This window comes from Pseudomonas cerasi (assembly GCF_027983475.1).
GTDB classification, from domain to species: domain Bacteria; phylum Pseudomonadota; class Gammaproteobacteria; order Pseudomonadales; family Pseudomonadaceae; genus Aquipseudomonas; species Aquipseudomonas cerasi.
Genome location: NZ_JAQJVM010000002.1, coordinates 1,279,932 through 1,303,804, shown reverse-complemented (window position 1 = coordinate 1,303,804; position 23,873 = coordinate 1,279,932). Strand labels below are relative to the sequence as shown.

The following is a 23,873-nucleotide window of genomic DNA, read 5'->3' as shown; positions in this document are numbered from 1 at the left end:
CCTGTCAGTGCTCCTGCTTGCCATTGCTGATCAAGTAATCGGCCGGCAGGCTGCGTTCCACGGCTGTCGACAGCACGATTGATGTCTTGCTGAAGCCAAACTTGGCGATCCGGTTGATCAGGTCTTCCAGGTGCGGCATCGAATCGACCGCCGCGCGCATGATCACACATGGGTCGCCCGTCACCCGGTAGCACTGGATCAGTTCGGGGACTTTCCACAGTTCCTTGTACGCCTGCTGATTGCCGTGACTGCCCATGCGCAACTCGATCAGGCACTGAATCGGCAAGCCGACTTTCGACAGGTCAACCTTCGCTTCGTAGCCGGTAATCACACCACTGGCCTCCAGCTTGGCGACCCGCTCGGCCACGGCGGGCGCGGACAGATTGACCAGTTTCGCCAGCTGCGCAAAAGACGCCCGGCCATTTTTCAGCAGCTCATCGAGCAGAATCCGATCGTATTTATCCAGGGTCATGGCGTGCCTCGTACCGTGCGGTGGGCAATTTTAAAATAAAAGGAAAATAGGTCTTACAAGCATTGAATCGTAAGTTTCAGCGCGGTTTAAACAGGTTTGTCTGCTTAATATCCGCCTTGGGCCTTCATACAATAGGTCAACCATAACAATGATCCCAGGGCCTTGCCATGCCTCAGTCCGTTCGTGTTTCACCTTTGCTCATCGGTGCCTTTCTGGCCTTGTACCTGATCTGGGGTTCTACCTATCTGGTGATCCGCATTGGTGTGGAGTCATGGCCACCGTTGATGATGGCGGGTGTGCGCTTTCTGATTGCCGGCTGCCTGATGTATGGCTTTCTGCGGTTTCGCGGCGTGCCTGCGCCGACCTGGCGCGAGTGGAAAGCCACGTTCGTGATCGGCTTCCTGCTGCTGGCCTGCGGTAACGGCGGTGTGACCCTGGCTGAACACGCAGGCGTTGCATCTGGCGTTGCAGCACTGGCGGTGGCGACCATGCCGCTGTTTACCCTGCTGTTCGGCCTGTTCTGGGGCAATCGCACCACTAACCTTGAATGGGCGGGCATCGTGCTGGGCCTGATCGGCATCGGCCTGCTGAACCTCGGCTCCAATTTGCAGGCCAGCCCTTATGGCGCCGCCGTGGTGATCTTTGCCGCCGCAGCCTGGGCGTTCGGTTCGGTGCTGAGCAAGCACCTGCCGTTGCCGAAAGGCCCGATGGCCAGTGCGGCGGAAATGATCACGGCGGGAGCGACGCTGCTGATCGGCAGTGCCTTGAGTGGCGAGCGTCTGGCGCATATGCCGACGGCGGCGGGCTGGGGTGCGCTGCTGTATCTGGTGGTGTTCGGCTCTATCGTCGCGTTCAGCGCTTATATGTACTTGCTCAAGAACGTGCGCCCGGCTGCGGCGACCAGCTACGCCTACGTCAACCCGGCCGTGGCAGTGATGCTCGGCGTGGTGTTCGCTGGCGAAACGATCGGTGTCGAAGAGTGCATGGCCATGGTGGTGATCATCAGCGCCGTCGTGCTGATTGGCCTGCCGCAATGGCGCAGGTCGCCGCCGCAAGAGGTTGTATCGACACGCACAAGCTAACCGAGGCGCGCCGGACAGGTTAAACTGCGCGCCTTGCGTTGAATCTTTCCTACGGTATTACCATGACATTCGCCTCTCTCGGCCTGATCGAACCCTTGCTGCGCGCCCTCGAAGCGCTCGGTTACCAGACTCCGACGCCTGTACAGACCCAGGCAATTCCTCCGGTACTGGCGGGCCGCGATCTGATGGCAGCTGCGCAGACCGGCACCGGCAAGACCGCAGGTTTTGCTCTGCCGCTGCTGCAACGGCTGACCATGGAAGGCCCGAAAGTCGCTCCCAACTCAATTCGCGCGCTGGTGCTGGCGCCGACCCGTGAGCTGGCCGATCAGGTTCACGAAAGTATTCGTCAGTACGCCGAGCACCTGCCGCTGACCACCTACGCGGCTTACGGCGGCGTGAGCATCAACCCGCAGATGATGAAGCTGCGCAGGGGCGTGGACGTGCTGGTCGCGACCCCCGGTCGCTTGCTCGATCTGCATCGCCAGAACGCGGTCAAGTTCTCCCAGTTGCAGACGCTGATCCTCGATGAAGCTGACCGTATGCTCGACCTGGGCTTTGCCGAGGAATTGCGCGGTATCTATGCCGTGCTGCCCAAGCAGCGCCAGACCTTGCTGTTCTCTGCGACGTTCTCCGACGAGATTCGTCTGCTGGCCGCGCAGATGCTCAATGACCCGCTGACCATCGAAGTCAGCCCGCGCAACGTCGCGGCGTCTTCGGTCAAGCAATGGGTCGTGACCGTCGACAAGAAACGCAAGGCGGATCTGTTCATCCATCTGATGAAGAAACATCGCTGGGGGCAGGTGCTGGTGTTCGCCAAGACCCGGGTTGGCGTCGATCAACTGGTGGATCGCTTGCAGGCGCTGGGCATGAACGCCGACGGTATTCACGGCGACAAGCCGCAGGCCACCCGCCAGCGTGCGCTGGACCGCTTCAAGAGCAACGAAGTGAAGATTCTGGTGGCCACCGACGTGGCGGCGCGCGGTCTGGACATCGATGACCTGCCGACTGTGGTCAACCTGGACCTGCCGATCGTGGCCGAGGATTACATTCACCGTATTGGCCGCACCGGCCGTGCGGGGCTGACGGGCGAGGCGATTTCGCTGGTGTGTGCCGATGAGGTCGAGTTGCTGTCAGCCATCGAAGTGCTGACCCGCCAGACCCTGGAGCGCAAGGAAGAGCAGGACTTCGAACCGGAGCATCGCGTGCCGAGTACGGATGCCAGCGGCCAGATCCTGAAAAAGCCCAAGAAACCGAAAAAACCCAAAGTGTCGGGCAGCAAGCGCAACCTGGGCAAATGGGTCGACAGCGGCGAGTCCGAGCCTGCGCCGGTGGTCAAACCGGTACGCAAGGTCCCGGTTTTCAACACCGGCCCGCGTAAGAAGAAGCCTTGATATACACATGTGAGAGCGAGCCGGGCGACGCTTCGCTTGCTCGCGAAGAGGCCATGACAGACTTTGGAAGTAGGGCGGCAGGACCATCGTCTTCGTGAGCAAGCTCACTCCCACAGAAGGATTTATGTATAACGCTGAGCGCAGAGCATACGCACAGGAATCACTGTGAGTTCAGCCACTCCACCATCCCCAGCCCGGCAGCGCGGCCGCTGGCGAAGCAGGCGGTCAGCAGGTAGCCGCCGGTTGGCGCTTCCCAGTCGAGCATTTCACCGGCGCAGAATACGCCTGGTAATTGCCTGAGCATCAGACGTTCGTCCATGGCCTCGAAGGTGACGCCCCCTGCGGTGCTGATGGCCTCATCGATGGGGCGTGGTTTGATCAGGGGCAGTGGCAACGCCTTGATCGCCTCGCTCAACAACAGCGGATCGGCAAACGCTTCACGAGGCGCAAGCTCGCGCAGCAGCGCTGCCTTCGCGCCGTCCAGCCCCAATTGGCTGTGCAAATGCTTGGACATCGAGCGCGAGCCGCGCGGTTTGCTCAGGACTTTGTGAAGGTCCGACAGCGTTTTGCCGGGCAGCAGATCGATATCCACAACCGCTGAGCCGTGCAGGTTGATTTGTTCACGAATCTGCGCCGACAGCGCATACACCAGGCTGCCTTCGACACCCGTCGCAGTCAGCACGAATTCGCCCAGGCGCAGAGCGTGGCCATGCAGGCCCATCGCAATATTCTTCAGCGGCGCACCGGCAAACTTGTCGCGCAGCAGGTCGCTCCAGGCGCTCACCTCGAAACCACAGTTGGCGGCCTGCAAAGGCGCAACCTCGACCTGCTGTGCTTGCAGCCATGGCAGCCAGGCCCCGTCAGACCCCAGCCGCGCCCAACTGGCACCGCCCAGCGCCAGCAACGTGGCTGCAGGTTTGATTGCCAGTTCATCGTCAGCATGAGTGATGCGCAGGCTGCCATCAGCCTTCCAGCCTAACCAGCGATGCCGCGTGTGAATCGTGACACCCGCATCACGCAGCCGCTTGAGCCAGGCGCGTAGCAGGGGGGCGGCTTTCATGTCTGTGGGAAACACGCGCCCCGAGCTGCCGACAAAGGTCTCGATACCCAGCGCATGAATCCACTGGCACAGGGCATCAGCGTCAAAGCCGCGCAACAGCGGTGCGATCATTGGCGAACGTTCGGCATAGCGCGCCAGAAATGCCGGGTAGGGCTCGGAGTGGGTGATATTCATACCGCCCACCCCGGCGAGCAGAAACTTGCGCCCCACCGACGGCATGGCGTCGTACAGATCGACCTTCAGCCCGGCCTGGCTCAATACTTCTGCTGCCATCAACCCTGCAGGGCCGCCTCCGATGATGGCGACGGTTCGGGCAGCGGAGGGGGCGAGGTCGGTCATGGTCAGCGAAATATCGATAGCAGAGGGGTGGGGCATTCTACCCGAGCGCTCTTTCAAGGTGTGGCGCACGTCATGGCCTGCGACTCAAGCGAAGTACCGAGCAGGGTCACAAGCCCATGTCGTTCCAGACCCGTTGTGCACTGTGGTGGAGAATCCCGTGGCGTCTTGCCAGTGCCCGGCGGTCCTTGCTGTAGCCACCGCCAATCACGCCCATGACCGGAATGTCGCGGCCCAGACAATGACGCAGCACCGCTTCGTCGCGATTGGCCAGCCCCTGGTCGGTGAGCTGCAGATAACCCAGCGCATCATCCTTGTGGACATCGACCCCTGCGTCATACAGCACCAGGTCCGGCTTGTAGAACGGCAGCAGGTAGTTGAGCAGGTCGTCGACCACGTTGAGGTAATCGGCGTCGCCCATGCCCATCGGCAGCGGAATGTCCCAGTCGCTCTGCGCCTTGCGTGCCGGGAAGTTCTTTTCGCAGTGCAGCGAGACGGTAATGGCGTCCTCGGTATCGGCCAGAATGCGCGCCGTGCCGTCACCCTGATGCACATCGCAGTCGAAGATCAGCACCTTGTCCACGCGGCCGCTTTGCAGCAGGAACTGACTGATCACCGCCAGGTCATTGAAAATGCAGAAACCCGCCGGGTAGTCATAGTGCGCATGGTGGGTGCCGCCCGCCAGATGGCAGGCCAGACCATGCTTGAGAGCCTGCTCGGCAGTCAGCAGTGAGCCGCCCACCGCACGGATGGTTCGGCGTGCCAGAGCCTCGCTCCACGGCAGCCCGAGACGTCGCTGGTCTTCGCGCGACAGATCGCCGTCAAGGTAGCGGTTAATGTAGGAAGGATCGTGAGCCAGCGCCAGAATGTCCGCCGGGCACAACTCGGGACGCATTAATTGAACGTCACTGGTCAGGCCGCTGTCGATCAAGTAATCGCGCAACAAACGAAACTTGTCCATCGGGAAGCGATGATCCGCCGGGAAATCCGGGCTGTAGTCTTCGTGGTAGATAAGCGGTAGGGACATTTTGCGTCCGTTGAAGGGCCGAAGCCCGATAGTGCCAGTAAAGTATCCGCACGCCCAGTTGTGTGGCGCAGTGGATACCCGCACTGACGCCCACTCATGTCTCGTTACACGGGGGAATCGATGGAACCGATACTCAAGCTTGATAGCGCCCGACTGCTGATGCGGCAGTGGCGTGACGATGACTTGCCAGCGTTCGCCGACATGTGTGCGGATCTTCGTGTCATGCGCTATTTTCCTCAACCCCTGAGCCGTCTTGAAAGTGCTGCCATGATCGGACGGTTGCGTGGTCATTTTGCCGAGCTGGGCTTCGGGTTCTGGGCGCTGGAGCGCAAGGATACCGGCGAATTCATCGGTTTTACCGGGCTGCATGTCGTGGGTTTCAAGGCACCTTTTACGCCCGCTGTGGAAATCGGTTGGCGGCTGGCTTATGACCACTGGGGCCTGGGCTTTGCCAGCGAGGCGGCCTGGACCGCGCTGGGCTGTGGTTTCGAACGCCTGGAGCTGAAGGAGATCGTGTCGTTTACCGCGGTCAATAATCAGCCGTCGCAAAAGGTCATGCAGGCAATCGGTATGCAGCAGGATGAGTCCGGCAACTTCGATCACCCCAATCTGGAGGACGGCCACCCGCTCAAGCCGCACGTGCTGTACCGGATCAGTCATGAGCAGTGGCTCAAGACGCTGAAGCCTTGATCAGGGTGTAGATTGAATTAAGCCAACCATTTTAAATCTGTATCATTCCATTCCAGTGGGATGGGCTTGAGGCCTGTCGGAAAATGCAGCGACTGCCGTTGCCGTACCAGTGCAAAGTCGATGTATGAGAGGAATGAGAATGAGCCAAGTGCTGGATGATCTGGTTGAGCTGCTGACGCTGGAAGCCATTGAAGAAAACCTGTTCCGCGGGCATAGCCAGGATCTGGGCTTTCGCCAGTTGTTTGGTGGTCAGGTGCTGGGTCAGTCGCTGTCTGCCGCCAGTCAGACGGTTGAAGAGGACCGTCATGTTCACTCGCTGCACGGCTACTTTCTGCGTCCCGGCGATGCCGGTTTGCCGGTGGTCTATCAGGTGGATCGCGTACGTGACGGCGGCAGTTTCAGCACGCGCCGCGTCACTGCCATCCAGAAGGGCAAGCCGATCTTCACTTGCAGCGCGTCGTTTCAGTACGATGAAGAGGGCTTCGAGCATCAGGCACCGATGCCGCAGATTGTCGGTCCGGAAAACCTGCCGTCCGAGCTCGAGTTGCTGACCCGCCGCGCACACCTGATCCCTGAAGCGATGCACGACAAGTTTCTGCGTCCCAAACCGATCCAGTTCCGTCCGGTGACCTCCGAGGATCCGTACGATCCCAAGCCCGGCGAGCCTGTGAAGTACGTGTGGTTCCGCGCCGATGGCAGCCTCCCGGACGTGCAGGCACTGCATCGTTACATGCTCGCCTATGCCTCCGACTTCAACTTGCTGACCACGTCGCTACTGCCACATGGCAAGACGGTCTGGCAGCGCGATATGCAGGTTGCCAGCCTTGACCATTCGCTGTGGTTTCACAACGACCTGCGCACCGATGACTGGCTGCTCTACGCGATGGACAGCCCCTGGGCAGGCAACTCGCGCGGCTTCTCGCGCGGCAGTATCTTCAACCGCGCCGGGCAACTGGTCGCATCGGTCAGTCAGGAAGGGCTGATCCGCCATCGTAAGGATTGGGCATGACACTCGAAGGTATACGGCACTGGGTGTTCGACATGGACGGTACCTTGACCGTCCCTATCCACGACTTCCCGGCCATCAAACGTGAATTGGGCATCCCTCAGGACGATGACATTCTCGGGCATCTTGCTGCGTTGCCTGCTGAGGAGTCGGCGGCCAAGCACGCCTGGCTGCTGGAGCATGAACGCGAGCTGGCGCTGGCTTCGCAGCCTGCCGAGGGCGCGGTCGAGCTGGTTCGCGAGTTATCGGCGCGCGGTTATCGACTGGGCATACTCACCCGTAACGCCCAGGAGCTGGCGTATATCACCTTGAAGGCTATCGGCCTGGATGACTGCTTTGCCGTCGAGGATGTCCTGGGCCGCGACGAGGCAACCCCCAAACCGGACCCGGCAGGTTTGCTGAAACTGGCCACTCGCTGGAGTGTCGAGCCGAAGCAGATGGTCATGATCGGCGACTACATGCATGACCTGAACTGCGGCCGTGCGGCGGGCGCCAAGACTGTTCTGGTCAACCTGAAGGACAACCCCTGGCCGGAGCTGACTGACTGGCATGCGGAGGATTGCACAGTGCTGCGCGGGATGCTGAGGTGATCTGAGCTGCCTACCGTGCCAATGCGGAGCGCTCACCGTTATCCACAAGTCTTTGTGGGAGCGACCGGGGCGGCGATCCGCATTGCTCGCGAAGAAGGTATTTCAGTCGATGCATTTTCGACGACTATGTTGACCCTTTCGCGAACAAGTTCGCTCCCACGGCCTCCGGCCAGAATCAAAAGCGGACTTGTATGTGGCGTTGAACGCGGAGCGTGGGGACGATAGTTATATCCCTATCACTCAAAACGGCTTGAACAGCACCGCCTGACCTTCCGGTGAAGTGAAGATCCCGTCGCCGTTGTGGCCGACTTTCGGCACGATCACCAGACGCTGGTTCAGCCCTTCCGGGTGACGCTTCTGCAGATAGTTGAAGTAGTTCTGTCCGCGAATCAGGCGGTAGGGACCTTGCGCCTCGGCGGCACAGGTCTTGTCCAGCGCCGGGTGGTTGCGGTCGGTGTCCAGCTCGCCCATCAGGTAAGTGATGTCGCGCTTCACGTAATTCTTCTCGATGTCAGCCGGCTTTTCCTTGCCCGAGTAGAACGGCATCTTGTTGAGGCCGTATTTCCAGTCGTTGAAGTTCGGGCAGCTCTGCGCGGTTACCGGCTCAGGTCGTTCCGCGTCGAAATAAGCGTAGGACGACGGATTGGCGATCACGTAGCGCAGCTTCACGCCTTCACGTTGCAGCAAGGCGTCTTCCTTGCCGCCGATCATCGCGTAGCGCTGGACCACCTGGGCACCACCGGAGTGCCCGGCAATGACGATTTCCTTCAGGTTGGGGAACAGCTTGCTGTCGCTCAGGCGCTTGAGGATGTGGTCCAGCACCAGAAACGAGCTGACCGGCTTGGGATCGGTGGAGGTTGCACCTTCCATCCAGCTGTTCTGGCGCCAGCGCAGGATAGAGTCCGGCAGGTGGTGCGCGACGATATCCTTTTCATCCAGAAATTGCGGGGCGATCAGCAGGGTCTTGCTGCGCTCTCTGGACTGGTTGGCCGCACGTTCGATGCTGCGCAGGTAGGTTTGCGCATTGCGCAGGCGACCGTGCAGGACGATCACCACGCGCTCGATCTTCGGTTTGGGGTGTACCCACTCCTGGCTCAACCCCAGAGTCGCCTCAGCGCCATTGATGGCGAGGCGATCCGGGCTGATGGAATTGACCGCTTGATCCTCGGCATGCGCCCCGAGGCTCACGAAGGCAGTGCTCAACAACAGGACCAGAAGCGGTTTAATCATGTGCTCAGAGACTCTTGGCGGCGAACGTATCGCATTGATTGATTTGACCTTGGGCAAAGCCTGCCTTGAACCAGCGTACACGCTGTGCAGACGTGCCGTGAGTGAAGGAGTCCGGAGCGACTCGACCACTGCTTTGCTGTTGCAAGCGATCATCGCCGATAGCGTTGGCCGCGTTCAATGCTTCTTCAATATCACCCGGCTCGAGCCAGTTCAAACGATTTTGTGCGTTGTACGCCCAAACACCGGCAAAGCAGTCCGCCTGCAGCTCTTGGCGGACTAGTAAACCGTTGGCACCTTCCATTTTCTGCCCGGCCTGGCGAGCCTTGTCGACCTTGGCGGAAATGCCCAGCAGGGTCTGCACATGGTGCCCGACTTCGTGGGCGATCACGTAAGCCTGAGCGAAGTCGCCAGCGGCGGAAAAGCGCTGGGCCATTTCACGGAAGAAGTCCATGTCCAGATAGACCTGCTGGTCAGCCGGGCAATAGAACGGACCGGTTGCCGAGGTCGCGCGACCGCAGGCCGAGTTCACCTGGCCGCTGAACAGCACCAGCGTAGGGTCCTTGTATTCGCGACCATTCTGGGCGAACACGGCACGCCAGGTGTCCTCGGTATCGCCAAGGATGCTGCGCACGAATTCGGCTTGCTGGTCGTTGGCCGGCGGCGCTTCACGCGTCTGCGCGCTGGGTGGAGCGCTTTGCTCGGTTACTTGCCCGGTCAGTTGCCCGAGAATCTGCATCGGGTCCTGACCGGTGAGCAGGCCGATGGCGACGATGATGACGATGCCGCCCAGACCCAGGCCCTTGCCGCCGATGCGCATGCCACCGCCGCCGCCGCCACTGCTGCCGCCATCGCGCGCATCGACTACGTTGTCGCTGCGTCGGCCTTTTTTCCAGAGCATGTCGGATCCCTCTTCTTTTCGTGCAATGAGTGTCGCTGCTGATACGCGAATACGCCAGTCCGGCGTGTTCCGGCCAGCGTCGTGTGCAGAATGCGAGGGTATAGAGGTGCGCCGGGGCTGATTGGTTCGCGCAAGCTGTACCGTGGCTGTGTTTTGCTGAAATCCGCCGCTGTCAGGCCTGTTTGACGGTCTGCGCGTTGAGCACGTCCGGCGGCGAGGCGTCGGCAAAACGGTCGACCTGGCGCAACGATTTGAAGCCCGTCATCCAGGCACCGACCACGCCCAGCGTGCAGACGCCACCCATGATTGCGGCAGGGATTGCGCCGACCAGCGAGGCACTGGTGCCTGCGCGGAACTCGCCCAGCTCGTTGGAGGAGCCAATAAACAGCATGTTCACGGCATTGACCCGGCCGCGCATGTTGTCCGGCGTCGAGAACTGCACCAGCGCCGAACGAATGAACACGCTGACCATGTCCGCCGCGCCCGCGATCAGCAGGGCCAGGCATGACAGCCAGAACAGTGTCGACAGTGCAAACACCAGATTCGCTACGCCGAACAGGCCGACGGCGAGAAACATGGTCATGCCGACGTTGCGCTGCAGCGGGCGCATGCTCAGGTAAATGCCCACGCCCAGTTCTCCCAGGCTCATCGACGCCCGCAGCATGCCCAGCCCTTGCGGCCCGAGGTGCAGCACTTCATGGGCGTAGATCGGCAGCAGCGCCACCACGCCGCCGAGCAGCACGGCGAACAGGTCCAGCGAAATGGTGCCAAGGATGATTGGCCGCGAGCGAATGAAGGCGATACCTGCGGTGAACCGGCCCCAGGCGCTGGAGCCCAGTTCCACCGGTTTACCGGCAAAGGGCGTTGCCACGGGGGACAGAAACAGGATGCCGGCAATGAAGGCTGCGACGCAGACCGAATACGTCAGCTCTGCGCCGCCCAGCCAGTACAGATAGCCACCGATCAGCGGGCCACCGACGGTCGAGCAGCGCATGATCACGCTGTTGGTGGCGATGGCCGAGGGCAGCTGGTCGCGCGGGACAATCTGCGGCAACAGGCTTTGCAGCGCCGGACCGGTAAAGGCGCGGGCGCAGCCATACAGCATCAGCGCGCCGTAGATCAGCCGCAGGTCTTGTAGCTTCAGCGCCGAGAACACCAGCAGAATGACGCCACAGATCGCCTGCACCCCCCAGCTGAGCATCAGGATGATCTTGCGGTTGTAGCGGTCGATCAGATCCCCGGCAGGCATCAACAGCAGCAACATGGGAATGAACTGAGCAAGGCCCACATACGCCAGCGCCATCGGCTCGCGGGTCATGTCATACACCTGCCAGGCAACGACCACCGCCTGAATCTGCATGGCAAACACCGCCATCAGACGCGAGAGGATAAAACTGACGAAACCGGGCTGGCTGGACAACTTGACCGGGGCAGAAGGCGCGGAAGACTCGGAGCTCAAGAAAAAGGATCCCATCGAAGCAGCTGATTCAGGTTTTTGGTTTATACCCCAGCGTATCGATAGGAAGCTAATAAATATTCTGACAGTTTCGCCGTGACGGGTATGAAAGAATCTGCGCCGCGCCGCATGTACAGGATAGGACGCGGAGCGTCCGGAACGGCATGCGACGCAGAGCGCCGCACGATAGTCGAGATTATCGTTCCTCACGCTCCAGCTTGGGAATGCCTTGGGTGACGCTCCGCGTCACAGATCTGCGTCGCGCCGCCTGTTCAGGATAGGACGCAGAGCGCCCAGAGCGGCATGCGACGCGGAGCGTCGCACGATAGTCGAGATTATCGTTCCTCACGCTCCAGCGTGGGAATGCCGTGGGTGACGCTCTGCGTCACAGATCTACGCCGCGCCGCCTGTTCAGGATAGGACGCGGAGCGTCCAGAACGGCATGCGACGCGGAGCGTCGCACGATAGTGGCGTCCGGGGAGCTTCAACGGCGAACCAGCAGCACTCCCGATTCCATGTGGTGGGTGTACGGAAACTGATCGAACAGTGCGCAACGCTCGACCCGGTGGGTGTCGTGCAGTTGGGCGATGTTGGCGGCCAGGGTTTCCGGGTTGCAGGAAATGTACAGAATGCGTTCGAAGCGCCGGGTCAGTTCGCAGGTGTCCGGGTCCATGCCGGCGCGGGGCGGGTCGACGAACACGCTGCCGAAATCGTAGCTCTTCAAGTCCACGCCGTGCAGACGACGGAACGGGCGCACTTCATTCAGGGCTTCGGTCAGTTCTTCGGCTGACAGGCGCACCAGCGTGACGTTGTCCACGCCGTTGTCATCCAGGTTGCTCAGCGCCGCGTTGACCGAGGTCTTGCTGATTTCGGTCGCCAGCACCTTGCGCACGCGGGTGGCCAGCGGCAGGGTGAAGTTGCCATTGCCGCAATACAGCTCCAGCAGGTCGTCCTGCCGCTCGCCCAGCGCGTCGAAGGCCCAGTTGAGCATCTTGCCGTTCACCGTGCCGTTGGGCTGGGTGAAAGCGCCTTCCGGTTGCCGGTAGCTGAACGTGCGGCCAGCCACGTCGAGCTTCTCGGTCACGTAATCATGACCGATGACCAGCTTCTGACCCTTGGAGCGGCCAATCAGGCTGACGTCCAGTTCGGCAGCCAATTGTTCGGCTGCGGCCTGCCATTCGGCGTCCAGCGGGCGGTGATAACACAGGGTAATCATCGCGTCGCCTGCCAGCGTGGTCAGAAAGTCCACCTGAAACAGCTTGTGGTTCAACGTCGGGCTGGCTTCCCAGCGTTCGCGCAGCACCGGCATCAGCGCGTTGATGCGGTCGCTGGCGATCGGCAAGCCTTCGAGCAGGATCGGCGTCCTGTTGTCGCCCGGCGCGAACATCGCGTAGTAGCGCTTCTGGTCTTCGCGCCACAGGCGGAACTCGGCGCGCAGCCGATAGTGTTCGCGTGGCGAGTCGAACACCTGCGGCTCGGGTGCATCGAACGGCGCCAGTAACTCGCGCAGGCGGACGGTTTTTTCTTCGAGCTGACGGTCGTAGCTCGCAGGGTCGAAGGGAACACTCATGCGTTGAACCACCCCAGCTTGATCACGAACAGGATCGACAGGATCACCAGCGCGGAATTCAGCTCGCGCCAGCGTCCCGACAGCAGTTTGATCGCGGTCCAGGAAATGAAGCCAAAGGCGATGCCGTTGGCAATGGAGTAGGTGAATGGCATGGCCAGGGCAGTGATGACTACTGGCGCTGCGACTGTGATGTCATCCCAGTCGATTTCCGCCATGCCGGACGCCATCAATACGGCGACGAACAGCAGCGCGGGTGCGGTCGCGAAGGCCGGCACGCTGCCGGCCAGCGGGGCGAAGAACAGCGCCAGCAGGAACAGCACGGCGACCACTACGGCGGTCAGACCTGTGCGGCCACCCGCACTCACGCCTGCAGCCGACTCGATGTAGCTGGTGGTGGTCGAGGTGCCCAGCAGGGAGCCGGCCATTGCGGCAGTACTGTCGGCGATCAGCGCACGGCCCATCTTCGGCATGTGCCCGTCCTTGCCCATCAGCCCGGCGCGTTTGGCCACGCCGATGAGGGTGCCGGAGTTGTCGAAGATATCGACGAACAGGAAGGCGAAGATGATGCTGACCAGACCGACGTCCAGCGCACCCATGATGTCCAGTTGCATGAACGTGGGTGCCAGCGAAGGCGGCATCGACACCACACCGCCAAACGGCGAAAAGCCCAGGGCGATGGACACCAGGGTGACCGCGAGGATGCCGATCAGCACGGCGCCGCGCACTTTGAGGTAATCCAGGGCCACGATCAAAAAGAAGCCCAGCGTCGCCAGTACCGGGGCTGGCTGTTTGAGATCGCCCATGCCGACCATGGTCGCCGGGTTGCTGACCACGATACCGGCGTTACGCAGGGCGATCAGCGCCAGAAACAGGCCGATACCAGCTGCAATCGCCGAGCGCAGGGGCAGGGGAATGCTGTTGATGATCCATTCACGGATCCGGAATATCGACAGGATGAAGAACATCACCGCTGAAATGAACACCGCGCCCAGCGCCACCTGCCAGCTGTGACCCATGTGCAGGACCACGGTGTAGGTAAAGAAGGCGTTCAAACCCATGCCCGGTGCCAGGGCGATCGGGTAGTTGGCGATCAGGCCCATGACCGTCGAGCCGATGGCCGCTGCCAGGCAGGTGGCGACGAACACGGCGCCCTTGTCCATGCCGGTTTCGCCGAGGATGCTCGGGTTGACGAACAGGATGTAAGCCATCGCCAGGAAAGTCGTGACGCCCGCAAGAATCTCGGTCCGCACGTTGGTGTTGTGTGCCTTGAGTTGAAACAGCCTTTCCAGCATGTCTGGCTCTCCGTGACGCGGCGCGCGTCGTGAATGATCGACTCCAGCAGCAAAGCACAGACTGCAGGGCAGCCCGTTTGATTTTTGCGGCTCGGAAAAAGCCGCGCATCATACCAGCAGCTTGGCGGGATGGCTGCCTGTGGATGACGGCCTTTCGATGACAAGTACGCTCATCAAGAAAGCCTGAACGTTGCAAACCTCGCGAAGTCCCACCCCTTAAGACGCATAAAAAGTGCGCTAAGCGACCGCCTACCGTGAGGTTTCCATGAGTGCAACGACCCCGAACCCCCAGGACTTCGCTACCCACGCGATTTCTCTGACCCTGAACGGACAGCTCCGCCAACTGGATGTGCTGCCCTGGACCACCTTGCTTGACCTGCTGCGCGATCAGCTCGATCTGGTCGGCACCAAGAAAGGCTGCGACCACGGCCAGTGCGGTGCATGTACCGTACTGCGCGACGGCACGCGCATCAATGCCTGCCTGACGCTGGCGATCATGTGTGACGGCGCCGAGCTGACCACCATTGAAGGCCTGGCCGATGGCGATAAGTTGCACCCCATGCAGCAGGCGTTCATCAAGAATGATGCGTTCCAGTGCGGCTACTGCACGCCCGGACAGATCTGCTCGGCTGTCGGGCTTGCCAATGAAGGTCGCGCCAGCACGCGTGCCCAGATTCAGGAACTGATGAGCGGTAACCTGTGCCGCTGCGGTGCCTACAGCAATATTCTCGCCGCCGTCGAAGAGGCGTTGCCACAGTTCCACAATGCGGCGCCGAAGCCTGAGGTGAACGCATGAATCCGTTTACCTACAGCAAGCCGACCGACATCACCGCAGCGGTCAACCTGAGCGGCCCGGCCACGCGCTTCATCGCGGGCGGCACCAACCTGCTCGACTTGATGAAAGAAAACGTCGCCACGCCCGAGCACCTGATCGACATCACCGGCCTGCCTTTAAGGGATGTCACTGAAACCGCCTCGGGCGGTCTGATGATCGGTGCGTTGGTCAGCAACGCCGACCTGGCCTATCACCCGTTGATCGAAGCGCGTTACCCGCTGCTGAGCAAAGCGGTGCTGGCCGGTGCGTCGCCGCAGTTGCGCAACATGGCCAGCACTGGCGGCAACCTGCTGCAACGCACCCGCTGCTATTACTTCTATGACACCGGCGTGCCGTGCAACAAGCGCGAACCGGGCAGCGGCTGCCCGGCGCGCACCGGCGTGAATCGCATTCACGCGATTCTCGGTGCCAGCGAAGATTGCGTCGCGACTCACCCTTCCGACATGTGCGTGGCCCTGGCTGCGCTGGAAGCGGTGGTGCATGTCCAGGGACGTGCCGGTCGTCGCACCATCGAGTTTGCGGATTTCCACCGCCTGCCGGGTGATGCGCCGCAGCGTGACAATCAGTTGGCCGACGATGAGTTGATCATTGCTGTCGAGCTGCCTGCAAACGGCTTTGTCAGCCACAACGCTTATCTGAAAATCCGCGACCGTGCGTCCTACGCGTTTGCCCTGATATCGGTGGCTGCCGCCATCGATCTGGACGGCGACGTGATTCGCGACGTGCGTCTGGCGTTGGGCGGTGTCGCGCACAAGCCATGGCGCGACAAGGCGGTCGAAGCGCTGCTGATCGGCAAGCCGGTCACCCGCGAGAACTTCGCCGCTGCCGCAGACGCCATGCTTGAAGATGCCCAGCCTCTGGAGCACAACGGTTTCAAGGTCAGACTGGCCCGCCGCGCGATCATTCGTGCCTTGAGCGATGCCGCAACAGGAGGGAGCGCCCAATGAACCAGCCATTTTCGCCAATGGGCAAGCCTGTGGACCGCGTCGACGGCCGATTGAAAGTGACCGGTGGTGCACGTTACGCCGGTGAATACCCTGAAGAAGGGTTGTTGTACGGCAGCGTGGTCTCCAGCACCATCGCCAACGGGCGCGTCGCCAGCATCGATACGAGCGAGGCAATGAAGGTGCCGGGTGTGGTCGCTGTCATCGACCACACCAATCGCCCTTCGCTGGCCAGCTACGACGAAAACTATGAGGACGCCGATTCGGCTGACGGGTCGCCGTTTCGTCCTTTCTACAACGACAACGTGATGTACAGCGGCCAACCGCTCGCGCTGGTCGTTGCCGATACGCTGGAGCTGGCGCGGCATGCGGGCTCGCTGGTGCGTATCGAATACGAGCAGCAGGAGCACCAGACCGATCTGCAGGCCATGCTCGACACCGCTTATGACGCGCCTGCCGAATTGCCGCCGCCGCGTGGCAACTTCGAAGGTGAACTGGCCAGCTCTGCGCTGAGTGTGGACGTGACGTACAGCACGCCCAGCGAATACCACAACCCGATGGAACCGCATGCGTCGACCGTCCTGTATCAGGCCGACGGCAGCTTGCAGATTCACGACAAGACGCAGGGTACGCAAAACTGTCAGGACTACCTGCACAAGGTCTTTGGCCTGGAAAAGGACAAGATCCGTGTGCTGGCCGCCTTTGTCGGTGGTGCCTTCGGCTCCGGCCTGCGCCCGCAATATCAGTTGCCGCTGGCGGTGATGGCTGCATTGCACCTCAAGCGCTCCGTGCGCCTGACGCTGACCCGGCAGCAGATGTTCACCTTCGGTTATCGCCCGCGCACCATTCAGCGTCTGCGTCTGGGTGCGGCTGCCAACGGCCGTTTGCTGGCGGTCGGTCATGAGGCCATCGGGCAGACTTCGCGCTTCGAAGATTTCAGCGAACACGTGGTGGAATGGAGCGGCATGCTCTATCACTGCGACAACGTGAAGTTGACCTATAAGCTGGTGCCGCTGGATGTGTTCACGCCGCTCGACATGCGTGCGCCAGGTGCTGCCCTGGGCATGATCGGCCTGGAATGCGCCATGGACGAGCTGGCTTACGCCTTGGCCATCGACCCGGTGCGCCTGCGTCTGACCAACTACGCCGAGCGCAACGGTAACGAAGACAAGCCGTATTCGAGCAAGGAATTGCGCGAATGCTACGCCCAGGGTGCCGAACGCTTTGGCTGGTCCAGCCGTAACCCTGAGCCACGCAGCATGCGCCAGGGCCGTCAACTGGTCGGCTGGGGGATGGCCGGCGGTGTCTGGGAGGCCATGCAGATGAAGGCCAGCGCCAAGGCGCGTCTGCAAGGTGACGGCAAGCTGGTGGTCAGTAGTGCTACCACCGACATCGGCACCGGCACTTATACCGTCATGACGCAGATCGCTGCAGAATCGTCGGGTATCGAAGTGGATAACGTCAGCTTCCTGCTGGGTGATTCTTCATTGCCGACTGCGCCGTTGCAGGGTGGCTCGTTCACGGTTTCTTCAGTCGGTACTGCGGTGCAACAGGCCTGTCAGGCTTTGCAGCGTCAGGTACTGGAAGTTGCCAAGGGGCAGCATCCACAATTCGCTTCCGTGACGCCGGATCGGGTTCGCTTCGAAGCGGGCAAGCTGCACATAGGCGATCAGGCGCTATCGATGGCTGAACTGGCAGCGTCTCAGGCTCACGGTGTCATCGAGGTGCAAGTCGACGCCGAGCCGGACAAGAAGCGCGAAGCCTATGCGGCAGCCACGCACTCGGCGGTGTTCGTCGAAGTGCTGGTCGACGAGGATCTGGGCACTATCAAGGTCAATCGTGTGGTCAGTGCCGTGGCAGCGGGCAGGGTCGTGAACCCTAAAATGGCGCGCAGCCAGATTCTGGGTGGCGTTGTCTGGGGCATGGGCATGGCGCTTCAGGAAGAGGCGATGCTTGACCACAACCTGGGCCGTCCGATGAACCACAGCCTGGCCGAGTACCACATCCCGGTGAATGCTGACATCGGCGACATCGACGTGCTGTTTGTCGAAGAACACGACGATATCGTCAACGCGCTGGGCTCCAAGGGCGTCGGTGAAATCGGCATCGTGGGCGTCCCGGCAGCGATCGCCAACGCGATCTATCACGCCACCGGCAAGCGGATCCGCGAGTTTCCGATCACGTTGGATAAGCTGTTGTAACAGCGACCGCAAATCCAACGGCCTATCATGCCAATGCTCTGCATTGGCATGCAGTGCGTGACGCTCTACATCCTCCTGCGCAGGCAGTGCGGCGCAGGTGTGACGCGGAGCGTCACGAACGGCATTCCCACGCGGAGTGTGAGGAACGATAGGTGCCCGGAAGGACTCCGCATCTGCAAGCGCTGTGCAGGTGAGACAACCCGCCACGCGACAATAGACCACACGACTTTAATGGCTGAACAGGACTACTCTTTGATGGTCGATTGATCTGCATCATTGCGTTCAGGCAATGATCGGTGCATCGACCAGCGTTTTCGCCATTGGAAACGCCAGAATAAAGAAACATAAGCACTCATTACCGTGGGGGCAATCGCTGTTGGCTTGCGGCCGGCAGCAGGTTTCATCTGAGAGAGGAACATCCTATGTTCGGTTTAGAGGCTATAGATCTCGCCCGGATCCAGTTCGCATTCACGATTTCGTTTCACATCCTGTTTCCTGCCATCACTATTGGTCTGGCAAGTTACCTGGCTGTGCTCGAAGGCCTGTGGCTGAAGACCCGCGATGACGTCTACCGTGACCTGTACCACTTCTGGTCGAAGATTTTTGCTGTCAACTTCGGCATGGGCGTGGTTTCCGGGCTCGTCATGGCCTACCAGTTCGGCACCAACTGGAGCCGCTTCTCCGACTTCGCAGGTGCTGTGACCGGCCCGTTGCTGACCTACGAGGTGCTGACCGCGTTCTTCCTCGAGGCGGGCTTCCTCGGTGTCATGCTGTTCGGCTGGAATCGTGTCGGCCGCAACCTGCACTTCTTCTCCACGGTAATGGTCGCCATCGGCACGCTGATCTCCACCTTCTGGATTCTGTCGTCCAACAGCTGGATGCAGACGCCGCAAGGGTTCGAGATCATTGACGGTCGGGTCATTCCCACTGACTGGTTCGCCGTGGTCTTCAACCCGTCGTTCCCTTATCGCCTGACGCACATGGCGATTGCCGCATTCGTGGCGACGGCGTTCTTCGTCGGTTCGTCGGCTGCCTGGCACCTGTTGCGGGGCCGTGACACTCCTGCGGTACGCAAGATGCTCTCGATGGCCATGTGGATGGCCCTGCTGGTGGCGCCTGTCCAGGCTGTCGTCGGTGACTTCCACGGTCTGAATACGCTCAAGCATCAGCCTGCGAAGATCGCGGCCATCGAAGGTCACTGGGAGAACGTCGGTGACGAACCGACCCCGCTGATCCTGTTCGGCATTCCCGACATGAAGGAAGAGCGGACCAAGTTCGCGGTGGAAATTCCGTACCTGGGCAGCCTGATCCTGACTCACAGTCTCGACAAGCAGGTGCCGGCGCTCAAAGAGTTCAAGCCTGAGGATCGCCCTAACTCGACAATCGTGTTCTGGTCGTTCCGGGTCATGGTCGCCCTCGGCATGCTGATGATCTTCACCGGCCTGTGGAGCCTGTGGCTGCGCAAGCGCGGCACGCTGTATAACTCGCGTCCTTTCCTGTACCTGGCATTGTGGATGGGGCCGTCTGGCCTGATCGCGATTCTCGCAGGCTGGTTCACCACCGAAATTGGTCGTCAGCCTTGGGTCGTGTACGGCCTGATGCGTACCGCGGATGCGTCGTCCGGGCACAGCGTGGCGCAGATGAGCATCACCCTGGTGTTGTTCGTGGTCGTCTACTTCGTGCTCTTCGGTACAGGTCTTGGCTACATGATGCGTCTGGTTCGCAAAGGGCCGAAAGCCTACGTCGAACATGTGCCTCACGGTGGTCCCGGCCAGCAACGCACACCGGCCCGTCCGCTCTCCGCCGCTGTTGAAGGCGAAGAAGATGGCGGCAATCTTGACCCGCTCGGCAAGGGGATTTAAGCCATGGGTATCGATCTTCCGCTGATCTGGGCCGTCATCATCGTCTTCGGCATCATGATGTACGTGGTGATGGACGGCTTCGATCTGGGTATCGGGATTCTCTTCCCGTTCATGAAGGACAGCTCCGACCGCGACGTGATGATGAACACCGTCGCGCCGGTCTGGGACGGCAACGAAACCTGGCTGGTGCTGGGCGGTGCGGCATTGTTCGGTGCTTTCCCGCTGGCCTACTCGGTGGTCCTGTCTGCGCTGTACCTGCCGCTGATGTTCATGCTCATGGGCCTGATCTTCCGTGGCGTGGCATTCGAGTTCCGCTTCAAGGCGACCGAGCTGAAGCGCCACTGGTGGGACAAGGCGTTCATTGGCGGCTCGCTGGCTGCGACCTTCTTCCAAGGCGTGGCACTGGGCGCCTACATTGAAGGCATTCCGGTGGTCGATCGCCAGTTTGCCGGAGGCTCGCTGGACTGGCTCTCGCCGTTCCCGATGTTCTGCGGGCTGGCCTTGATCGTTGCCTATGCGCTGCTGGGCTGCACCTGGCTGATCATGAAAACCGAAGGCTCGCTGCAGAAGGCGATGCATGATCTGGCACGTCCGCTGGCCCTTGCAGTGCTCGCGGTCATGGCCGTGGTCAGCCTGTGGACGCCGCTGGCTCATGCTGATATCGCGCATCGCTGGTTCAGCACGCCCAACCTGTTCTGGTTCATGCCGGTACCCATTCTGGTGCTGGTGACCATGTACGGTCTGTTCAAGGCGGTGGCCCGCAATGCTCACTACACGCCGTTTCTGCTGACCCTGTTGCTGATTTTTCTGGGCTACAGCGGTCTGGGGATCAGCCTGTGGCCGAACATCATTCCGCCTTCGGTATCGATCTGGGCAGCCGCCGCACCGCCGCAGAGCCAGGGCTTCATGCTGGTGGGCACGCTGTTCATCATTCCGTTCATCCTGGGCTACACCTTCTGGAGCTACTACGTGTTCCGCGGCAAGGTGACGGCTGCAGACGGTTATCACTAGTCCGAACCGAGGAGAATGACGATGTCTGGTAAGCATTCCATGCACGATCCTGATCCGGCACTGAGCAAGCCGCTCTGGCAACGACTGGCCTGGCTGGTCGGAATCTGGGCGGGCAGCGTATTTGCGCTGTTCATCGTGGCCAGCCTGATGCGCATGTTCATGAGTGCAGCGGGCCTGACGACACACTGATACTGAATTCCCGTTCGTGTCCTCCGGACACGTTTTGCGACCCTCTTGCCACTCGCGTGGCAAGGGGGTCTTTTTTTGTGCCGTGGGCCTGGGTTACTTGCGGGCTTTCAGAATCACGAATTTCGGCGTGGCGGCGACTTGCTCGACGCCGCGGAACAGGCGCGACAGCTTGGTGTGATAACCCAGGTGGCGATTGCCGACGATATACAGCGCCCCGCCGGTCACCAGAGCGGCCCGGGCCTGAAGAAACATCCGCCAGGCAAGAAAGTCGCCAACCACTTGCTGCTGGTGGAAGGGCGGGTTGCACAGCACCACATCCAGCGAGTCAGGCTCCTGCATCTCCAGACCGTCGCCTGCGCGAAGCTGTACGTCGCGATCCCCCAGCGTCGCTTGCCAGTTCTCGGCTGCCGATTGCACGGCCATGAACGACTCGTCGACCAGCGTGTAGTGCGCCTGCGGGTTGTCCAGCGCGCTGGCAATGGCCAGCACGCCGTTACCGCAACCCAGGTCTGCGACCCTTGCCGTACCAAGGTTTTTCGGCAGATGCGGCAGGAAGGCGCGGGTGCCGATGTCCAGCCCGTCGCGGCAGAACACATTGGCATGGTTGAGCAGTTCGATGGCCGGATCATCCAGCCGGTAGCGCGTCGGGTAGGTCGAGGTGCGCACTTCCATGGGCTGTGGCGTGGCGAACAGCAATCTGGCTTTTTTCACTGCCAGCGAGGCCTGTACCGGTCCGACATATTCCTCCAGCAAGTCGCCCGCCGAGCGCGGCAAATGCTTGACCATTGCCGCAGCGATGACCCGAGCGCCGGGGGCCAGTTGACCTTGCAGGCGTATCAGTTGCTCTTCGAGCAGCGCCAGGGTCTTGGGCACCCGGATCAGCACCCAGTCGAATGGCCCCTGCAACGCTTCGCTGGCCGGTATGTGCGGTACTGCGTCGTAGCTCATGCCGTTGCGTGCCAGATTTTTTTCCAGCCCCTGCGCCGCCAGAAACGAGTCGGTGCTGCTGATCACCGTGGCATGTGGCGCGAGACTTGCCGCCAACGCGCCGAAACTGTCATTGAGCACCAGAACCCGGCTTTGCAGGCTCAGCCCTGCTTCTGCAACATGATTGAGCAGGTACTCGTCAGCGGCATCGAAGGCCTGCAGGGGCTCATCCTGTTGCTCGGGTTGGCGAATGAGATCAAGTTCAGCGAAGGGACTGATGAGCAGGGGCATTGGCGGGAAAACTCTGTGCAATCGAAGGTATGTCAGTGAGCCCGATGACAGGTGGGCTCGCTGAGACAGACGATTTTACGTATTTTTTCGTTTCGATACCTGTCTGATTACGCGGTGATTGCCCGTTTTGTCAGAACATCCCGCTGAGTGCGGCTTGTACGGCGGCAGCCGTCTTGTTGCAAACGCCCATTTTTTGAATGGCGCTGGCAATGTGGAAGTGAATGGTGCGCTCCTTCAGGCAGAGGATCATTGCGATGTCGCCAGCTGTTTTGCCTTCAGCGGACCATTTGAGGACTTCGATTTCTCTCTGAGTCAGGTTTTTTGCTGGCGAGGGCTGTGAGAAATTTATGTCCATCGTGTTCATGTAGCCTCCTTGCAGTACGTGTACAGACCTTGCTGGGTGTTTATCCAGTTTAGGGACAAATACATGACAGTCCGTGGTGGCGCGGATCAGCCGGACGGATGGGCTGATGGCACTTGGCAGCGTGTTCTGGGGCTGTCGGCTGAAACCCTCGCGCGAGAAGGGTCGGGGTAATCGGCTCTGTGGATGTTCGACCCTGCAAGGGCTGATCCAAGAACCAAATACTCTAAGCTGCAGAGCCCGTTGCCGGGTAATCCATCACAAACAGCCGGTGTTTATCGAGCCTGCTTTGCGGGACACTGGGCGCTGCTTTCCATATTCAGGAGTTCAAAGCGCACCATGACCGTCAGTGACGACAAATTCACCCGACAGACACTGCAGCGTGTCACGCCGCTGACCGCGAACCTGTTCACCCTGCGTACCACGCGTGATCCCGGTTTTCGCTTTCGTGCCGGACAGTTTGCGCGTCTCGGGGTGACCAAGGCCGACGGCACGGTGGTATGGCGTGCCTATTCGATGGTTTCTTCTCCGCACGATGAGTTTCTGGAGTTTTTTTCCATCGTGGTGCCGGATGGCGAATTCACCAGCGAGTTGAGCCGCTTGCGGGAGGGCGACAGTCTGTTGGTGGAAAAGCAGGCGTTTGGTTATCTGACTCTGGATCGTTTCATTGACGGTCGCGATCTCTGGCTGTTATCCACAGGCACTGGGGTCGCACCGTTTCTGTCGATCCTTCAGGATTTCGAGGTCTGGGAGAAATTCGAGCGGGTGATTCTGGTGTACAGCGTGCGTGAGTCGCGCGAGCTGGCCTATCAGCAATTGATTGCCGAACTGATGCAGCGTGAGTACCTGGCTGAATACGCGGACAAGTTTCTGTTTTTGCCTACGGTGACCCGCGAGCAGCATCCGGGTGCATTGAATGGGCGTATCACGCAGTTGATCGAAAACGGAGAGCTGGAGCGCGCTGCCGGTATTGCCCTCACGCCGGAGCATTCGCGGGTGATGTTGTGTGGCAATCCGCAGATGATCGATGACACTCGGACGATTCTCAAGCAGCGCGAGATGCGCTTGAGCCTGTCACGCAAGCCGGGGCAAGTGGCGGTGGAAACGTATTGGTGATGGCTGGCGGCTGGCTACGGCTATCGTGCCGAGCAT

22 protein-coding genes are annotated in these 23,873 nt (G+C 60.8%); 12 read left to right on the top strand and 10 right to left on the bottom strand.

Annotation, left to right across the window (positions count from 1 at the left end; all coding sequences use genetic code 11):
• Positions 1–4: 4 nt before the first annotated feature.
• Entirely contained in the window at positions 5–472 is a 468-nt protein-coding gene (locus PI739_RS15030; RefSeq protein WP_003368733.1) for an Lrp/AsnC family transcriptional regulator, read from the bottom strand.
• Positions 473–639: 167 nt separating this feature from the next.
• Here PI739_RS15030 and yedA point away from each other — a divergent pair, with 167 nt between their 5' ends.
• A complete protein-coding gene (yedA, locus tag PI739_RS15025) occupies positions 640–1,554 on the top strand; it encodes a drug/metabolite exporter YedA (protein WP_003431649.1) in 915 nt (304 codons plus the stop codon).
• 62 nt (positions 1,555–1,616) lie between these two features.
• Complete coding sequence (locus PI739_RS15020; RefSeq protein WP_003368731.1) at positions 1,617–2,945, top strand: RNA helicase RhlE1; 1,329 nt, start codon at positions 1,617–1,619, stop codon at positions 2,943–2,945.
• 160 nt (positions 2,946–3,105) lie between these two features.
• Here the strand turns inward: PI739_RS15020 and PI739_RS15015 are convergent, their stop codons facing one another.
• Both PI739_RS15015 and PI739_RS15010 read right to left on the bottom strand, forming a co-directional pair.
• Positions 3,106–4,344, bottom strand: a complete 1,239-nt coding sequence (locus PI739_RS15015; protein ID WP_195843828.1) for a TIGR03862 family flavoprotein — start codon at positions 4,342–4,344, stop codon at positions 3,106–3,108.
• 106 nt (positions 4,345–4,450) lie between these two features.
• Positions 4,451–5,368 carry a histone deacetylase family protein gene (locus PI739_RS15010; RefSeq protein ID WP_054081982.1) on the bottom strand — a complete coding sequence of 306 codons (918 nt, stop codon included), beginning with the start codon at positions 5,366–5,368 and terminating at the stop codon, positions 4,451–4,453.
• Between the two features lie 120 nt (positions 5,369–5,488).
• Between PI739_RS15010 and PI739_RS15005 the strand changes: the two genes are divergently transcribed.
• From PI739_RS15005 to PI739_RS14995, 3 genes are all read left to right on the top strand, one after another.
• A complete protein-coding gene (locus PI739_RS15005; protein WP_003368726.1) occupies positions 5,489–6,058 on the top strand; it encodes a GNAT family N-acetyltransferase in 570 nt (189 codons plus the stop codon).
• A gap of 139 nt (positions 6,059–6,197) precedes the next feature.
• On the top strand, positions 6,198–7,067 hold the full coding sequence (gene tesB, locus PI739_RS15000) for an acyl-CoA thioesterase II (protein WP_003368725.1): 870 nt from the start codon (positions 6,198–6,200) through the stop codon (positions 7,065–7,067).
• The gene (locus PI739_RS14995; protein ID WP_003431646.1) at positions 7,064–7,654 is read left to right on the top strand and encodes an HAD family hydrolase; all 591 of its coding nucleotides are present in this window, start codon (positions 7,064–7,066) and stop codon (positions 7,652–7,654) included. The genes tesB and PI739_RS14995 overlap by 4 nt, the downstream gene beginning before the upstream one ends.
• Positions 7,655–7,894: 240 nt before the next feature.
• Here PI739_RS14995 and PI739_RS14990 read toward each other — a convergent pair whose 3' ends face one another.
• The 5 genes from PI739_RS14990 to PI739_RS14970 all read right to left on the bottom strand — a co-directional run bounded on the left by PI739_RS14990 (position 7,895) and on the right by PI739_RS14970 (position 14,100).
• Complete coding sequence (locus tag PI739_RS14990) at positions 7,895–8,884, bottom strand: hypothetical protein (protein ID WP_003368723.1); 990 nt, start codon at positions 8,882–8,884, stop codon at positions 7,895–7,897.
• Between the two features lie 4 nt (positions 8,885–8,888).
• The gene (ypfJ, locus tag PI739_RS14985; protein WP_003431644.1) at positions 8,889–9,782 is read right to left on the bottom strand and encodes a KPN_02809 family neutral zinc metallopeptidase; all 894 of its coding nucleotides are present in this window, start codon (positions 9,780–9,782) and stop codon (positions 8,889–8,891) included.
• A 172-nt stretch (positions 9,783–9,954) separates the two neighbouring features.
• Entirely contained in the window at positions 9,955–11,241 is a 1,287-nt protein-coding gene (locus PI739_RS14980) for an MFS transporter (RefSeq protein WP_032609214.1), read from the bottom strand.
• A 481-nt stretch (positions 11,242–11,722) separates the two neighbouring features.
• Positions 11,723–12,808, bottom strand: a complete 1,086-nt coding sequence (gene trmA, locus PI739_RS14975) for a tRNA (uridine(54)-C5)-methyltransferase TrmA (protein ID WP_054081983.1) — start codon at positions 12,806–12,808, stop codon at positions 11,723–11,725.
• Complete coding sequence (locus tag PI739_RS14970; protein ID WP_003368719.1) at positions 12,805–14,100, bottom strand: NCS2 family permease; 1,296 nt, start codon at positions 14,098–14,100, stop codon at positions 12,805–12,807. The genes trmA and PI739_RS14970 overlap by 4 nt, the downstream gene beginning before the upstream one ends.
• Before the next feature lie 265 nt (positions 14,101–14,365).
• On the opposite strand from PI739_RS14970, the gene PI739_RS14965 reads away from it, so the two are divergent.
• The 6 genes from PI739_RS14965 to PI739_RS14940 all read left to right on the top strand — a co-directional run bounded on the left by PI739_RS14965 (position 14,366) and on the right by PI739_RS14940 (position 21,142).
• The gene (locus PI739_RS14965; protein WP_128775189.1) at positions 14,366–14,896 is read left to right on the top strand and encodes a (2Fe-2S)-binding protein; all 531 of its coding nucleotides are present in this window, start codon (positions 14,366–14,368) and stop codon (positions 14,894–14,896) included.
• Complete coding sequence (locus PI739_RS14960; RefSeq protein ID WP_268950419.1) at positions 14,893–15,882, top strand: FAD binding domain-containing protein; 990 nt, start codon at positions 14,893–14,895, stop codon at positions 15,880–15,882. The genes PI739_RS14965 and PI739_RS14960 overlap by 4 nt, the downstream gene beginning before the upstream one ends.
• Positions 15,879–18,080 carry a xanthine dehydrogenase family protein molybdopterin-binding subunit gene (locus PI739_RS14955; RefSeq protein ID WP_187809821.1) on the top strand — a complete coding sequence of 734 codons (2,202 nt, stop codon included), beginning with the start codon at positions 15,879–15,881 and terminating at the stop codon, positions 18,078–18,080. Before PI739_RS14960 ends, PI739_RS14955 begins: the two co-directional genes overlap by 4 nt.
• A gap of 422 nt (positions 18,081–18,502) precedes the next feature.
• Positions 18,503–19,942: a cytochrome ubiquinol oxidase subunit I gene (locus PI739_RS14950; protein ID WP_003431639.1), complete on the top strand. Its 1,440-nt coding sequence runs from the start codon at positions 18,503–18,505 to the stop codon at positions 19,940–19,942.
• Between the two features lie 3 nt (positions 19,943–19,945).
• Positions 19,946–20,953 carry a cytochrome d ubiquinol oxidase subunit II gene (cydB, locus tag PI739_RS14945; protein WP_003368713.1) on the top strand — a complete coding sequence of 336 codons (1,008 nt, stop codon included), beginning with the start codon at positions 19,946–19,948 and terminating at the stop codon, positions 20,951–20,953.
• A gap of 21 nt (positions 20,954–20,974) precedes the next feature.
• Positions 20,975–21,142 carry a DUF2474 domain-containing protein gene (locus tag PI739_RS14940; RefSeq protein ID WP_003368712.1) on the top strand — a complete coding sequence of 56 codons (168 nt, stop codon included), beginning with the start codon at positions 20,975–20,977 and terminating at the stop codon, positions 21,140–21,142.
• A gap of 93 nt (positions 21,143–21,235) precedes the next feature.
• On the opposite strand, the gene PI739_RS14935 is transcribed toward PI739_RS14940, so the two are convergent.
• Together PI739_RS14935 and PI739_RS14930 are read right to left on the bottom strand one after the other, a co-directional pair.
• Positions 21,236–22,360, bottom strand: a complete 1,125-nt coding sequence (locus PI739_RS14935; protein ID WP_271352002.1) for a methyltransferase — start codon at positions 22,358–22,360, stop codon at positions 21,236–21,238.
• Between the two features lie 130 nt (positions 22,361–22,490).
• On the bottom strand, positions 22,491–22,724 hold the full coding sequence (locus tag PI739_RS14930) for a helix-turn-helix domain-containing protein (RefSeq protein WP_003340758.1): 234 nt from the start codon (positions 22,722–22,724) through the stop codon (positions 22,491–22,493).
• A 336-nt stretch (positions 22,725–23,060) separates the two neighbouring features.
• On the opposite strand from PI739_RS14930, the gene PI739_RS14925 reads away from it, so the two are divergent.
• On the top strand, positions 23,061–23,837 hold the full coding sequence (locus PI739_RS14925) for a ferredoxin--NADP reductase (RefSeq protein WP_151342682.1): 777 nt from the start codon (positions 23,061–23,063) through the stop codon (positions 23,835–23,837).
• The last annotated feature ends 36 nt before the right edge of the window (positions 23,838–23,873 follow it).

Coding starts and splice junctions, on each gene's coding strand:
- PI739_RS14950 (WP_003431639.1), top strand. CDS start 18,503: ATGTTCGGTTTAGAGGCTATAGATCTCGCCCGGATCCAGTTCGCATTC.
- PI739_RS14940 (WP_003368712.1), top strand. CDS start 20,975: ATGTCTGGTAAGCATTCCATGCACGATCCTGATCCGGCACTGAGCAAG.
- PI739_RS14970 (WP_003368719.1), bottom strand. CDS start 14,100: ATGCTGGAAAGGCTGTTTCAACTCAAGGCACACAACACCAACGTGCGG.
- PI739_RS15020 (WP_003368731.1), top strand. CDS start 1,617: ATGACATTCGCCTCTCTCGGCCTGATCGAACCCTTGCTGCGCGCCCTC.
- PI739_RS15010 (WP_054081982.1), bottom strand. CDS start 5,368: ATGTCCCTACCGCTTATCTACCACGAAGACTACAGCCCGGATTTCCCG.
- tesB (WP_003368725.1), top strand. CDS start 6,198: ATGAGCCAAGTGCTGGATGATCTGGTTGAGCTGCTGACGCTGGAAGCC.
- PI739_RS14960 (WP_268950419.1), top strand. CDS start 14,893: ATGAATCCGTTTACCTACAGCAAGCCGACCGACATCACCGCAGCGGTC.
- PI739_RS14925 (WP_151342682.1), top strand. CDS start 23,061: ATGACCGTCAGTGACGACAAATTCACCCGACAGACACTGCAGCGTGTC.
- cydB (WP_003368713.1), top strand. CDS start 19,946: ATGGGTATCGATCTTCCGCTGATCTGGGCCGTCATCATCGTCTTCGGC.
- PI739_RS14955 (WP_187809821.1), top strand. CDS start 15,879: ATGAACCAGCCATTTTCGCCAATGGGCAAGCCTGTGGACCGCGTCGAC.
- ypfJ (WP_003431644.1), bottom strand. CDS start 9,782: ATGCTCTGGAAAAAAGGCCGACGCAGCGACAACGTAGTCGATGCGCGC.
- PI739_RS15015 (WP_195843828.1), bottom strand. CDS start 4,344: ATGACCGACCTCGCCCCCTCCGCTGCCCGAACCGTCGCCATCATCGGA.
- PI739_RS14995 (WP_003431646.1), top strand. CDS start 7,064: ATGACACTCGAAGGTATACGGCACTGGGTGTTCGACATGGACGGTACC.
- yedA (WP_003431649.1), top strand. CDS start 640: ATGCCTCAGTCCGTTCGTGTTTCACCTTTGCTCATCGGTGCCTTTCTG.
- trmA (WP_054081983.1), bottom strand. CDS start 12,808: ATGAGTGTTCCCTTCGACCCTGCGAGCTACGACCGTCAGCTCGAAGAA.
- PI739_RS15030 (WP_003368733.1), bottom strand. CDS start 472: ATGACCCTGGATAAATACGATCGGATTCTGCTCGATGAGCTGCTGAAA.
- PI739_RS14965 (WP_128775189.1), top strand. CDS start 14,366: ATGAGTGCAACGACCCCGAACCCCCAGGACTTCGCTACCCACGCGATT.
- PI739_RS14935 (WP_271352002.1), bottom strand. CDS start 22,360: ATGCCCCTGCTCATCAGTCCCTTCGCTGAACTTGATCTCATTCGCCAA.
- PI739_RS14990 (WP_003368723.1), bottom strand. CDS start 8,884: ATGATTAAACCGCTTCTGGTCCTGTTGTTGAGCACTGCCTTCGTGAGC.
- PI739_RS15005 (WP_003368726.1), top strand. CDS start 5,489: ATGGAACCGATACTCAAGCTTGATAGCGCCCGACTGCTGATGCGGCAG.
- PI739_RS14930 (WP_003340758.1), bottom strand. CDS start 22,724: ATGAACACGATGGACATAAATTTCTCACAGCCCTCGCCAGCAAAAAAC.